This is a genomic window from Listeria cornellensis FSL F6-0969 (genome assembly GCF_000525855.1).
GTDB classification, from domain to species: Bacteria; Bacillota; Bacilli; order Lactobacillales; family Listeriaceae; genus Listeria_A; species Listeria_A cornellensis.
This window is the reverse complement of the sequence record NZ_AODE01000034.1, coordinates 34,819-49,731: the sequence shown is the minus strand read 5'-3', so window position 1 is coordinate 49,731 and position 14,913 is coordinate 34,819. Positions and strand designations below refer to the sequence as shown.

The following is a 14,913-nucleotide window of genomic DNA, read 5'->3' as shown; positions in this document are numbered from 1 at the left end:
TAGGTGGGATGTGTCAGTTTTTCAATAATGATATCGCTTATCATAATTTCTCTCCTCGTGTCCAGAACCTAGCCCGCAAATGTTGCGGTCAATAAGTTCTCAATTTCGTGACAAATTTTTGCTTTGTTAAAATATTTATAGGCGTAGTTTTTATAGCTTTGTTGGTCGGTTTCGTTTAATTCGTTGTTCGCAATAAAGTCCACGATAGCTGCTGGTGTTTCAAAAATAGAGCTGGCTGGGTAGACGGTTTCCACGCCTGGCCAGTTGAGTAAGCACGGTGTAGAGCCGGCCGCCATACCTTCCATTAAAACAGTATGGAAACTTTCGGATTCACTCGTTGATAAAAGGTAACCTATTTTCTGTAACCATTCGTGAACGTCATTGCCCTGTTTATCGAACACGACACTGTCTTTCCATTCCGCTGCTCTGATTCGTGCAAATACTGCGTCATAATATTCCCGTTCTGCGTTGCGTCCCATTAACCAAGCGACATCTTTTGGTAGCTGTCCTTTGATAAATAAGGTGTAACGCTTATCTTGTTGCCATAGTTGTTCAAAAATATCGAGTGCTTTGTCTAGCCCTTTAATTTTTGGAATCACGCCGCAAATGCCGAGGTTAAAGTCGATATTCGCTTTTTTCGGACGATCCAGTTTTTCCGTGTCAATCGTATTGGCTATCAGGATCATCTTGTGGCGGGGAATCTGGCAAATTCGGTGCATTTCTTCCATGATGAACGGGCACACCGCGATGATATGATCGATGGCCTCGAGGTTATAGTTGAAAGGATGGGGGGTACGTTTTTCTTGTGCGTGGACGCGAACAATGAGCTTTTGATTTGGCTTTTTGTTTTGGGAATACCAAACCGCGTTGCCAAGGCCCCATTCGCAGTAAATCATGTCAGCCCAGTCGAGCATCGCTTTACTGTTCGCCATATCGTGCTCCGTATGATTCGTCCAGTGATCTATTTTAACGTTGATATTCGGTTGATGTTCAAGGTAATCGATAATATCAGTCATAAATTTCAAATCATGACTTGCAAATAAGAGATTCATCGGCTCTTGATTGTAGCTCCATAAAATGTCTTTCAAACGGTTGTAAGAAGCTTCCAGAGTGAATTTCTGACTTGCTCGATACATCGCTTTTGCAGCACGTTTGTAGATTGCAGAATCATTTAATACCAATTGTGTCTTTTCTAAAAATTCAGCCTCAGTGTCTACGAATAATTCGTAATCACTGCCTAGTAGTTGTTCATGCATTTTCGTGCGCCGTAATAAAACTGGTTTTCCAAGTCGGGCGTATTCCAACAATTTTGTTGACAATTCTACCGAAGCATCATTATCAATCAACTCGCTGCGCCAGCTAATGCCGACGTCTGCTGACGCAATATATTCTTGCGACTCCGCACGGGACACTGCGCCAACCCAATCAATGTTCGACGTTTGTTGAAACGCTTGTTTAATCTTGCCATTTCGTGCACGCAGATCCCCTTGGAATTTGTCGCCCACGATGCGAAATGTAATGTCCGTGTCTTCGATTTTTCGCGCCGCGCGGATAATTTCTTCCGTATACCACTCCACCGCGAATTTCCCACTGTAAATCAATTGGTTATTCCGATTACGATAATCTGGAACATTCGGTTGCGCGGGAATCATGGGTGACAGAATCGCCACTTTATCCCCACTCACATCCATCAGTTCGCTAAAAATCGCGCGTGTTGCCTCGGTTTGTAAAAACATATTCGGAAAGCTATCATAGACTTGACGTAATTCCGAACGTTCGGTATCAGAGATTATCTTCGGATCATGATTGAAATCCGTGATATAAGGCAACGTTTTCTTCATCAAATCTGGATGCTTCATCATCTCTTTCACAAGCGCAAACCCGCGAATGATAATCAAATGGTACTCATTTTTCTTATTCAAAACTTCCATCCTTGCCAAAGCTTCCGCTACTTGAATCCGATTTCCATTTACAAAAGGCATACCTGGAAATGTCTCAAATGGGTCCAGTAACGTCACATTATCAAAATTAGAAATACCGCCCGTCAATCGTGTATTCTGTTTTTTCGCTTTTAACAACACATCCGTTTTTACACTCGGATTAATTGCCAGCATGGATGCCATCGATGTTAACCAAACCGCTGAACCGTCCATAATATTCAAATCCATGTCACCATAGACTAAGATTTTTAACTGTCTCAAAAGTCATCGCTCCTATATTTCTACTTTAGTCAAATCGTCTTGCGGGGCTTCTGCACCATAAGCTACAAAGTTGAACTTATCGGCGCTAAACAAGGACATCCCTTGTCGGAAATAATGCGCCATGGATCCATCGTTCTCCATGTTTCCTAGTAGTACTGGCACGGTTCCCATCATCGGTATCGCCGTTTTCACCAACGCTTTGTGGTACGTCAAGCCACTCACAAACTCATAATCTTCGTGTGCTCCATCTTCTTGTAGCACACCATTTTCCCATTCAAAAATATTTTCTTCCCGATGACATCGGCTTTCGTATATTCCGTGGCTAAAAATAAATCTGCGAGATACTGTTCGCCATAAAAATGTTCGCCAGCCATATAACTCATATACTCCGTCGTAATAATATCTTGCAATTTCTGATAGTGATTCACATAAGTCATCGCATACATGCTCACGTCCTCCGTATTGTACGTATTCATCAAGTCCGTCACCCCATCAAACATCGAGGCAAACAAGACAAGCTTTTTATTCGGATACGTTTGACGATCAAAATTCGCTTTTACCGCTTCAATATCCGCCTCCGAATGTACGACCGATAGCACCGTCACCACTTTTGCTGTCACATCTAGCATGATACCCATATTAGAAAGCATCATCCGCAACCGATGTTTGTACGTATGGTGGTGATATACCTCACGAATCCCTTCCAACGATTTCTGCTGATACAATGCGTCATCCGTCGTAATCTCTTGAATCTTTTCCCGTAATGCATCTTCCGTTTCCGCAATCAGCACCAGGTCCCCAAACATCCGCTTGATTCCCTTCGAATAACTACTGATAATCGGCGTTCCACAGGCTAAACCTTCAAACACACGGCGTGAAAACATCGTCGGCGATTCTTTAATACTGTTAATATTCAACATATATTTGTAACCTTTATAGGCAATATCCATATCGTTATAAGCTAGACTTCCAAGCACGCTTGGCAAAAACCGCTCTGGAAACTGGAAATCAGGTGAGTGGCGCTCAAAGTTTCGATCATAAATCGCTAATCCATACTGCTGCGTCACATCTAAAATTTGATCCATATCCCGGCGACGATCCTCATGTCGATTCGCATAATACGAGCCTGCAAAACACATCTTGTCAATCCGCTTCCTATACAATTTAATCGGATTATGCATCTCCGGCTGTACGGCAAAGCTTTGCGCAAACACATTCTCATGTCCCGCCGCCTTCTTGTACTTCGGAATCATGTCTGCATCTGTTGTATAGATGTAGTCAAATAATTTCGCCGTATCGATAAACTTATCGTAATGAATCGGATCCTCTTTATTCCAGAAAATCGTTGGTACATCGTTCTGCTTACACCATTCAAGAAGCCCCAATAACGCGCTTCGATCCTGATTTGCATAGCGTCCAATCTTGTATTCCCACGCCTTATGATTTCCATGCCATGCCGATTCCACCATCAAAATATGTGGTTGTTCACGCTCCAGCACCTCTTGCCAATCATCCGGCGTAAATGTAATCAAGTTTACTTCTTTGTCGTAACATGTCCGCGTAAACTCATCAAAAATGCAGGCCACACGTAAGTCCGATGTCTTCTTAATTGCTTTTAAGCCAGCCCGAACTTCCGTCATTGCACCCGCTTTTTTCGTCACTTTTGTCGCATCAAACGTTCGCGTAAATTCGCAGCCTTTAATCATAATGACACTCTTGCTCGGAACTTTTAGAGCAATACGCAGACGCGTTGTTTCCTGACTCACTTTGAGACTGTGTTTCTTACTCGGATCAAATAAAGTCGATTTCATTTGCTTCTTGTTACTATACTCGATAACGGCAATTTTACATTCTTGTTTCCCAATCATTTCAATATCAAATTGGAACTCGAAATTTTCTCCTGGAACCGTCTCGATAATATGCATCGGATAACGGCTAAACAAAAGATTCGTCTCCAAGTAAGAAAAGTAAATATATATGTCGCTGCTATTTGTAGCCATGACTTCTTCGCCCTGTTGCTCGAATGACAAATCATCATTTGAACTATGCCAATTCTCTGCGTTTGTGAAATCCTTCGAAGCAATTACTTCAGGCTGAATATTGCTTAAAATTTTCTTTTGTAAATACTCAATTTCATGATATAAATTCTCAATCTTTTTCACGTTTCATTCCTCAATCTTTGGCTTTTTTTTTTTAGCTTCCAATACTTCCGCATCATCTGAATAACTTTCGTACTGTTCAAACGGTCGTATTTTTCCGTCATTTGGCTTAATTTTCTAGTTAACGTTGCGTTTTCTTTCTTCAAGTTGTTGAGTTCTTTCACTTGTTGCGCATCCCGTTTTTTCATGGTCATCAGCAACGGTTTCTCTTCTTCTAGTAAGCTGAAAATATGTTTATTTAAGTCGTTGTTTACTGTTCTTTCCGCATTAAAGGCATCCGATATTTGTTGTACAAGTTGCTTTGCCTCTTTGCTTTCTTGCTGGTGTTGTCTCGACTTCTCAGCATGTTGCTTCCCTTGCTCCATCCAATTTTTTTCGATGGCGCGATATTTCTCTTCCAAAACAAGCATTTCCTTATCTTGTTTTATTTGAATTATAACGACTTCTTCCTCGTATTCCTGCTTCATCCGATCGATTTGGCGTTTATACGTATCCAGTCGTTCTAGTATTTTTTCTTCCAGTTCATGATTTTCTACGGGTTCTAGCACAGCTTCTTGGAACGTATACACCGCGTTATTCCCGTTTTGTTGCCTCACTTGATATTGCATTTCCTCTAAAAGTGAAGCTATTTCTGCAAAATTCGCGCCGTCCGTTTCTAACCAAAGAACCGGCTTCACGTCTTGTAATTGTTTTGTTAACCATTCCAATGTACCAGTTTCAAGCATTCCCGCCGTTGCGTGGATAACGTGTGGCGCAATCATATTCGCTTGCACGGACTTGCCTTTTTCTAACCTGACAAAACGATTATTTTTCCAATCAGGCTTCAAACACTCAATCTGTAAAAACTTGTTCCGTGTTGCATCATTTCGCGCATCTCGCAACCTCGCTTGGTTCGTTTCAAAAAAGTAAACCTTGCTTGCATCGCGATACTTCGAAAAGTAAATCGCATGACTCACCAACCGGCTATCCATCTCATAGATGACCGCTTTCGTTGGGATAAATGCCGCAAATTCCGCTAAGATAGCTTTTTGATAGTAGTCTTGTGTCTGTACCATCTCTGCTATGACCGCATCATTATTCATATTCAATTTCACATTATCACTTAGTTTCAAAAGGGCTTTATTCTTTGTCATGTTCCATCCTCTAATTCCTTATAGATTTCTAGAAAAATTGCTTTTTCACGTTCCCAATTATAAATTTCTCTTACTCGGAAGCAGTTTTCGCGTAATGTTTCATGCAACGCTGAATCAGCAAGTAGCGTATTCACACCTGCTGCTATTGCTGTTGGATCGTGTGAATCAACAACAATCCCAACCTGCTCTCCCTGCACAATTTTCCGTATCTCTGGAAAATCACTACCAATCACTGGCACACCACTCATCACATATTCAAACAACTTATTCGACGATGCAGAGTAATGATTAAAACAAACATTATTCAAAATTTGAAATCCTAGATAGGCATTTTTCGTATAGGCCAGTAAATCCTGCAATGGTACTTTCGGTAAAAACTTGATTTTCTCTTCCAAATTCGCATTCACAACACGTTCTTGTAGTTCTGCTTTGATCCGACCGTCGCCGATAATCACGACCACACCTCGTTCAAAAAGTGCTGTTGCTTCGATGAGTTTATCCAATCCGCGCCCCGTTTGAACGCCACCTTGATAGAGTAAAATCGGTTCTGCTTCTGGAATGTTTAGCAAGGCATGTAAATCCACACCAGCTTTTTTTTTCTGGGTATACTTTATTCGGATAATTGTGTACTACTTTTGGATAGAAGTGATACCTTTTTTCAATATAAGCGGCTCGAGTCTCGTTTTCATGGATGCAAATGTCGGTGAAGCGGAGCAGAAATTTCTCACTGATGCCATACATCGGATTGTTATAACCTGTTCTGCTTGTTTGTACTTCGTGGGAGTCATAGACGAGTCTTTTTTTTGCGAAATACCTTGGCACAAATAGTGGCTTGCGGCAATGTATTCAAGTCGCTAGCGTGGTAAATATCATAGCGTCTAGCAAGTCCTTGACGCACCATTCGTGTAAAAATAAGGATGCGTCGAACGAGTGTCTGCACTTTTTTGAGGAAAATAGAAGCTACCATCAAACTAACGATAAGCGTTGGGAGGGGGGAAAACAGGAGTAATAATAGAAAGATAATGCTTATTAATAGCAGGCTTGGTTTGCTTCGTTTCATGTAACGCATACCGGTCATTAGTGGTTTAAAGAAATCTGGATAACCTGTTTTCACACGATATACCGTGAAATTTTTAGCGGGGGATTCTTTTAGTGGAAGGTCTGGCTGTTTGACATCTTGGATAGCGATTAAGTCGACATGATACCCCGCTTCTTGTAAGGCGGTGCATTCTCGCATCACCCTTGCATCATTCGTAAAGTGATTCCAGACGAATACAGCGATTTTTTTTGACATACTTCCTACCTCATTCAAAATCGGATATCAATTTTTCAATCCGTTTAAAATTTTCTTGCCAGTTATAATTTGCTTTCGCGTATTGTAAGCCATTTTGTCTCAGCTTACCGCGGAGTTCATGATCTTGAATCAAGTGTGTCAGACCGCGGTACATTTCTTGCTCCTGATCATGTCCATAAATAAAGCCTGTGTTGGATGCATAAATGACGTCTTTACAATAGCCGGAAACCATACCGATAATCGGTAATCCAATGCCCATGTAGTCGACGATTTTACCTGGAATGACCGTTTCAAAAACAGGGTGTGGCACCAGGCTAACGAAAGCAACGTCTGCCGCAGCTAGCTTTATCAACACATTACTTCGTGTGTCTGGTGGACTCACAATGATGTTGGCTAGTTCCTGTTCTTTCACCGAATCAATCAGTTTTTGATAATTCGCGCCATAGCCAATCATTTTGAATTGAACAGCGGGGTCCTTTTCAAAATAGGCGGCCATGCGGATAAAACTTGCTAATTCTTGTGCCAGACCGATATTCCCAGTATAGATAACCGTGATAGGTTCGTTGATAATCGGTCGTTTCGTGCTTCCTAACTCTAATTCTTCTGACGTTAGGGCGTTTGGAACAAAGGTAATCTTCTTGGGGTCAATGCCTTTCTCCGTGATGTAGTCTGCAAATCGTTCACTGTTGACGATAATTTGATCCGCCTGCTTATAAATCCGATTTTCGAACCTATAAGCAATCCATAGAACGATTGGTGAATTGAATTTCCCTACTCCCTTGAGCGATTCTGGCCATAAGTCGCGAATATCGACAATCAGTTTTGCTTTAAACTTCCGTTTCGCTATTAGTCCTGCGAGCGCAATTGAAATAGGTGGACTCGATACATAGACAACATCAAAAGATTCTTTAGCCCTTAAAATTTTCAAAATAAAGCGGCACAGTGTTTCCAAATAGAGAAGAAAGCGAAAAATCATCTTCGTTTCGTATTTGCTCGTCCGTGTCTTCACGCGAACAATCTTTTCTTCCTTTAGGTCTGCATCCCAAAATTTTTCCTGTTCGTAAATGTCGCGGTTCGGATATTGCGGCTCTGTCGTATATAAAGTTGTGTCATAGCTCTTTCCGAACAGTCGAAAGAGTTGTTTCATTCGATTCGCGGCACTTCCAATTTCAGGATAGAAATTTTGCGATATTAAAAGTATCTTTTTCATCATCATCCACATTTCTAATTTTGATCACATGCTTTAGCTAATTGCTATGTTAAACGGTTACGCTAACTTCTTTTAACTCGCCAATTTTCGAAAGAGTTCCAAGATTGAAATATTTTTCCATGTCTGCACATTGTGTCGCAATATTTTTCGCATCTAGAACAGCTATTTCGCGCATGTTTGTCAAGCTTTGAGGCGTAATGTCACGGAATTCCGAATGGTCCACTAACACTAATACAAGATCAGCATCTGCTGTTGCAACGGCCATGTCATGTTCTACAAAACCGGCGACCACGTGTGGATCATACGCTACAACGTCATATTGTCCCATTGCTTCCAATTCATGATAGATTTCTAAGGCTGGGCTTTCACGAATATCATCGATGTCACCTTTGTATGTGAGTCCAAAAACCGCGATTTTTCTACCTTGTAATTTGTTCATTAGAGCTACTGTGTTTTCCACAATAAAGCTTGGCATCGTTGAGTTGATGTGACGCGAGCGCTGAATTAAGTGTGATTCTGCTGGTGCTGCCGCTGCAATGAAGTAAGGATCAACAGCTAGACAGTGACCGCCAACGCCTGGTCCTGGTTGGTGTAAGTTTACACGTGGATGTTTATTTGCCATGCTGATGACGTCTAGTGCATTGATGCCAAGTTTTGCTGAGATGTGTACGAGTTCGTTTGCTAGTGCGATATTCACGTCGCGGTATGTGTTTTCCATTAATTTGGACATTTCAGCTGTTGATGCCGCGGATTCAATTAATTCGCCTTGTACAAAAACGCTATAGATTTTCTTGCCAGCTTCCGTACATGCTGGTGTTACGCCGCCAATGATACGGTTATTGTAAATTAATTCGTGAATAATTTGACCTGGTAGTACGCGTTCCGGGCAGTGAACTAAAAATACGTCCTCGCCTACGATTAAGCCTGTGCTTTCAACCAGTGGTAAAATGTGATCTTCGGTCGAGCGGGGAGCGATAGTAGATTCAATAATGATGGTATTTCCTTTTTCAAGAACTGGTAAAATGTTTGTTACTGCGGATAAAACGTAGCTTAAATCACATGATTTTAATGCATCATTCTTGTTTGGTGTAGGAACAGACACGATGAATGCATCTGCCGGCTCTACGACCAAACCTGCCTTAAATTTATTATTTTGGATGGCTCTATCGAGTTCCGCTTGCAATCCTGGCTCTTCAATGTGAATCTTGCCTGTACTTAATTCCTTAATAACTTTCTCGTTCACATCGATTCCTAGTACATCTTGGTCGTGATTGGCGAACATGATTGCGGTTGGAAGTCCAATATATCCTAATCCCATAACAACTAATTTCAATTTATGACAACCCTTTCTGGTTTGGTTTTTAATTTCTTACTTGGCTTCTGGAATAACGATGGACCAGCTTGCAAGCTCTTTATCCATTGGTGCGTATACAAGTGTGCCTTTTTTAACGCTCGTTGGTAGTTCAAAATATGCTTTTCCTTCTAGTTTTTCGTTTGGTTTGAACTCATCACCAAAGTTATTTCCTTGTGGGAAAACGTCATATGTTTTGCCGCCTGATTTTATTTTGAAGTCAAATGCGCCGACGCCTACAGGTCCATTGTCATTGTTTAAGAATGACATCGCGATGCTGACCATATTCTTGTCTTTTTTTTGTGCTTTCCGTTGTTTTAATAGTACCAATTTTCATATCGATGTTCTTGACTGTTTTTGTCTTGAACTCTTGTTTTGCTGTTTCTGCTGTTTTTTCTTTGTCATTGTTTGCTGATTCATTACCACATGCTCCCACAAAAACGAGTGTTAAAGCTGTGATTCCTGCGATTAAAACTTTTTTTCATTTGTTTAGTACACCTCATTCATTTAATAATTAGAGGGGAATACTGCTATTCCCCTCTATGTTTTGTTATATCATTGTGATTTATCTTAGTTGACAGTTATCGTAGTAGAAGTGACTTCTCTACTTTGACTATCAAGTCCGATTACTTTTACGGTATCTCCCGCTTGTAATAGACCTTGAGCATAGTACGAGTAAGTGCCTGCGGGTTGTGATACAACTGCAAGGCTAGCTCTTGATGGAGCACCATTGATGCTTATCGTTACTTTTGTTACATCACCAGTTGCCGAACCGGTTAAAGTTCTATCTGTAGAAGTAACGGCATTCGCTGTAACTGTTCCTACTGCGCCTGATAATGTTATCGTTTTACTATCTAGTAGTTTGCCATCTTTATCATATGCGTATATTGTGGCTACATCGCCTACATTTTTGATAAGATCGCCTGCATAGTAGTTAATATTTGCCGTTGCATTAATTGATTTACCTACTCTTTCAACAGCTCCGTCTTTCACTTTCACTTGTACTTTAGCTACATCACCTGTAAACGTACCAGTAACACGGCTGTCTGTACCCACTTTATAGCTGCTAGGTGTAACTGTTCCTACTGTTACGACAGGAGCTGCTTGACTAACAGTTACTTGTACTGTGTCAAGCACTTCTCCTGTAGCATCATATGCTGTCATGATAACCGTATCTGATACATTTTTGATGAGATTGGCAGCATAATACAAGTAGTCTCCCGTTGCTGGGATAGTTGATTTTGGATCGTTGTTAACTGTCATTGAGATTTTAGCTACATCACCTGTAACCTTACCAGTAACTCTTAAATCTGTACCGATAACAAATGGATTCGCTGAAATTGTTCCCTCAGTAGTGATAACTTTTACAACTTTCGTGCTAATAGGGAAGCCTGCTGAGTTATATCCTATTAAGGTTACTTCATCTGTATTATTTTTAATTAAGTTTTTAGCGTAGTACTTAATTTGGTTCGGAGTAGTGATATCAATACGTTGTCCTGGTTGACCAGCTACTTGTAATTCTACTTTTACGATATCGCCAGTAAAGTTTCCTATTACACTACTATCTTTACCAAGTTTGAAGGTATTGGCAAAGACTTCTCCTGCCTTACCATTGTCTTTTGCTATTGTTACATTTTGTGAAGCTAATTTTTTCCCTGATGCATCATATGCTGTTACTACTACTGTATCTGTTAAATCTTTAATTTGGCCCCCAACATAATATTTGTATGTTGTTGGATCAGTTATGTTGATTGTTTTTAATTCTGTATTGCCAATAGTGACACTAACTTTAGCCACGTCACCAGTGAAGCCACCTTTAACATAACCATCCGTACCAAGATAGAAAGTATCAGCTGTGATTGTTCCTACTGTTGCTGAAATAACGTTTACTTCGGTTCTTTGTAGTACTTTACCTGCTGCATCATAAGCAATGATGTAAGTTGGTTTTGACGGATCTGTAATTACGCCTTTCGCATAATATTGGTATGTTCCTGGTTTTGTAATATTAATTTTGTTTCCTACTACTTTACCATCAATTTCTAATGCGAATTGGGCTACATCGCCAGTCCAGTTTCCACTTACATAGTTATCTTTACCAACTGTGAAGTCGACTGCTGTGATTGTTCCTTTTGTCGTTGCAATAACGTTCACTTTGGTTCTTTGTAGTACTTTACCGTCTTTATCATAAGCAATGATGTAAGTTGGTTTTGTCGGATCTGTAATTACGCCTTTTGCATAATATTGGTATGTTCCTGGTTTTGTAATATTAATTTTGTTTCCTACTACTTTACCATCAATTTCTAATGCGAATTGAGCTACATCGCCAGTCCAGTCTCCACTTACATAGTTATCTGTACCAATTGTGAAGTCATTTGCTGTGATTGTTCCTGCTGTCGCTGCGATAACTTTGATTGTGATTGATTTGTCAGTTGTGTTACCGTCTTTGTCTGTTGCTGTATAAACAACTGTGTAGTTGCCTACTTTAGTCATGTCTACGTTACTGCTTTTCACTTTTACGCTGCTAGTTAGTGAACCGTCTTCTTTATCCGTTGCTGTTACGCCAGCAAGTGGGCTGAATGTTTCACCAACGCGGAAAGTTTGATCGCCAGCTGTGATAACTGGTTTTTGGTTTGATGCTACGATGACTGATTTTTCTGGACTTTCAAGACCATTGTCACCTTTTTGCGTTACTTTAATTACAGCATTCTCTTTTTGTGCTGGAATCGGGATGGAGAAGTCACCATTAGCATCTGTTTTACCAGTTACTTTGGAACCATCTGGAAGTGTTACTGTGATGTCCTTGTTTGGTTCACCGTTACCAGTAAGTGTTGTGTCGCCTTCTTTGATAGGTTTAACTGTTGGTGCTACTGGTACACGCAAGTCTTCAATTACTTTTGATGTTATGTTTGGACTGTTGTTTACACCATTTGTTTGGTATGAAACTACAGATTGATCTTTAGTAAGAGTAACACCTGCTGGTACATCTAATGACCATGTGCCATCTTGTTTAACTGTCGTTTTTCCAGTTGTTCCGTTAGGGAATGTAACAATAATTTCGTTACCTGCTACACCAGTACCAGTTACTGTTTTTGAGTTAGTGTAGATTGGGTTAACTGCTGGACGAGCGATAGAGCTTGATCCTTCTGTTGAAAGACGCGTGTAATCGAATAGGCTGAACATGCTAAATCCTTCAATTCCTGTTGGAACACCACCATAGTAGGTTGTTGTTGCTGTACCGTTTTTACTTGATAGATTAACACGGCCTGAGTCAATATTGGTCCATGAGCTGTTTGCTGCTTTAGACCAGTCAGATCCATGGTTCCACGCCATCAGGTTCGTTACGTTGTTGAGTTCTATGCGTGATTGGCTGGCAACTGTTGCTGTTGTATAACCTTTAACAATATGACCGGTTTTCTTCGTTGCATCATTGTTGTTTTGACGGAAATCAATGAATTTAGGGCTGTTAAGCACTAATTTAGAGTTTGCTGCGCCGCTTAAGTCAAATACAGATGTTGTTGTTGATGGGTAAAGTGACTCAACATATGCCATTGAATCTTTTTGGAATGTTACAACACCGTTTGCTTTTATTGCTGGGGATGATGTTTTTGATGCAGCACGGATGTTAGCTTTTGAGCCATTAGCAAATGTTACAGAACCAGAAGTGTAAATACCATAACTTTCTGCTGCAATTTTAAGTGTTGAGTTTGTCCCTACGTTAAGCGCTGATGCTGAAGTAGCTTCTTGTCTAACACCGTCTGTTCCAGATAGATCAAAGTTAGAGTTAGCACCAATGTTAATTGATGAACCATACAGTGAGTGAATCGCATGACTAGCAAATGCTTTAATAGCAACTGTATTGTTTTCTCCAAAATTTGTATTTTTATAAGTGTAGATACCGTCATGAGTAGATGCTGTGATGTTCAAGTTAACGTTTTTACCTGTTGTTAGACCTTCACCACTTGTATCTGCAGTGTAAATACCATCCACATAAGCATTAATATCCATCGTTGAGTCGTCACCGATTACTACTCCACCAGCATTGATGCCTTTAGTAGATGAAGATGAAATTGTAGTTTTTGTGTTTGAACCAAAGTTTACGCGTGAGTTTCCTGATGTGTAAATGGCATCGTATTTTGCTTTTACATTTACTTCTGTGTCATCACCGAATAAAATTTGCCCACCAGTTGAGTAGATACCTTGGGAATCAGCGGAATCAATATCAATGTTTACGCGATCTGCTGCTGCTTTTGGTTGGTTAGTTATTGAACCAAAGCGAATTGCTGCTGAACCAACTGAGTAGATACCTATTTTTTGTGTTCTTAATTTTAAAGCTGAACCATCACCGAATGTGATAGATGCATTTCCGTAGATACCATAGGCGCTATCACTTACGATATCGATGTCGGCATTTTTACCTACAACGATTGCAGCTCCTGTGTTGTACGCGTAAACGGCAGTACCTGTACCAGTTGCTTTAAGTTTTACGTCATCACCAATTGTGATATTTCCAGATACGTAGATACCGTTACCTTTATCGCCTGAAGCAAATGTTAAATCGGCGCCATTTTTAACGACTAATGTTGCTGCGCTTACAGTACCGAATTTAGATGCTGATTTCAAAACAGTGTTCTCACCGATAACCAGAGCACTATTTGATACGTCAAATGCGTAACCTTTGCTTGAGTTCATGTTGATATAAGCATTATCGCCAATACCTACTGCGCCGGATGAACGAACTTTAACTGCAGTATCGAGAGCTGATAATTCTTCGATGCGTGTGCCGTCTGCGATAGTTAATTCATCAACCTCCATACCATATTTGTCTGGGCTGACAATCCTATTGTTTGTTCCAGCGATAGATAGGGAAAGTTTACCCAATCCACCCATAATCATTCCGAATACTTGTACGTTGTTCGTCAAATTAACAGTGGGTGCTGCAGCTGCGTTATAACCTCTGAATACACCTTTTGACCCAACGTTTGTGATGCTTAAGTCTTCTACATCGATGGTAGATGTAGAACGCATAACCATTTGGTAGCTACCAGCAGTTACTGCATGTCCGTTACCTTCAATGCGCATGTTGCTGTCGACTGCTACGTCACTTGTGAATTGGAAGTTACCAGTGATTTTGATAACGTTGAAGTTTTTAGATTCTACTGCTGTTTTAAAATCTGCAAATGTTGAAACTTCTATGCTTTTCTCTGTTACGCCATTGTCTAGAGCTAGTGACATCGGTTCAATCGCGATTTTGCTCGCTGCTGCATCTGCACTTGGTAGCGCTGGGTTAGTTACTTCTTGGCCAGTTGCTTCTGCTGCAAATGATCCTGTTGGTAATACTGTTAATACTTGGCTGGCAAGAACTGTTGCCACTAATAGTGATTTGGCAGCTTTTTTAGCTGACTTCATAGATAGAACGTTAAACGGTCCCTTTTGTTCGATTTTCATGTTTATTTTTCTCCTTCTTCCTTAAACTGTTTATTTGTCTATTTGCTTTCCTGCGTGAACCGTGTTGCCGTCACATAATAAACACCCCCTAAGTTGCAACAAAAACTGTATTCTCATTTA

The 14,913-nt window shown here is 40.5% G+C and carries 8 protein-coding genes and 1 pseudogene; all 9 read right to left on the bottom strand.

Going from position 1 to position 14,913, the window contains the following annotated elements; all coding sequences use genetic code 11:
• Positions 1–68: 68 nt before the first annotated feature.
• A complete protein-coding gene (locus tag PCORN_RS13965; RefSeq protein ID WP_036081790.1) occupies positions 69–2,201 on the bottom strand; it encodes a glycosyltransferase in 2,133 nt (710 codons plus the stop codon).
• 12 nt (positions 2,202–2,213) lie between these two features.
• On the bottom strand, positions 2,214–2,462 hold the full coding sequence (locus PCORN_RS18675) for a hypothetical protein (protein WP_051999500.1): 249 nt from the start codon (positions 2,460–2,462) through the stop codon (positions 2,214–2,216).
• Positions 2,420–4,363 carry a CgeB family protein gene (locus PCORN_RS13960; RefSeq protein ID WP_051999499.1) on the bottom strand — a complete coding sequence of 648 codons (1,944 nt, stop codon included), beginning with the start codon at positions 4,361–4,363 and terminating at the stop codon, positions 2,420–2,422. Before PCORN_RS13960 ends, PCORN_RS18675 begins: the two co-directional genes overlap by 43 nt.
• A complete protein-coding gene (locus tag PCORN_RS13955) occupies positions 4,360–5,493 on the bottom strand; it encodes a phage tail tape measure protein (RefSeq protein WP_036081788.1) in 1,134 nt (377 codons plus the stop codon). The genes PCORN_RS13960 and PCORN_RS13955 overlap by 4 nt, the downstream gene beginning before the upstream one ends.
• Positions 5,490–6,787 (bottom strand): annotated as a pseudogene (locus PCORN_RS13950) (glycosyltransferase). Before PCORN_RS13950 ends, PCORN_RS13955 begins: the two are co-directional and overlap by 4 nt.
• Positions 6,788–6,797: 10 nt before the next feature.
• Complete coding sequence (locus PCORN_RS13945; RefSeq protein WP_159102603.1) at positions 6,798–7,934, bottom strand: glycosyltransferase family 4 protein; 1,137 nt, start codon at positions 7,932–7,934, stop codon at positions 6,798–6,800.
• A gap of 112 nt (positions 7,935–8,046) precedes the next feature.
• A complete protein-coding gene (locus tag PCORN_RS13940; RefSeq protein WP_036081784.1) occupies positions 8,047–9,330 on the bottom strand; it encodes a nucleotide sugar dehydrogenase in 1,284 nt (427 codons plus the stop codon).
• Between the two features lie 36 nt (positions 9,331–9,366).
• On the bottom strand, positions 9,367–9,678 hold the full coding sequence (locus PCORN_RS18670; protein WP_149024369.1) for a DUF4352 domain-containing protein: 312 nt from the start codon (positions 9,676–9,678) through the stop codon (positions 9,367–9,369).
• Between the two features lie 240 nt (positions 9,679–9,918).
• Complete coding sequence (locus tag PCORN_RS13930) at positions 9,919–14,718, bottom strand: immunoglobulin-like domain-containing protein (protein ID WP_159102602.1); 4,800 nt, start codon at positions 14,716–14,718, stop codon at positions 9,919–9,921.
• Positions 14,719–14,913: the final 195 nt, after the last annotated feature.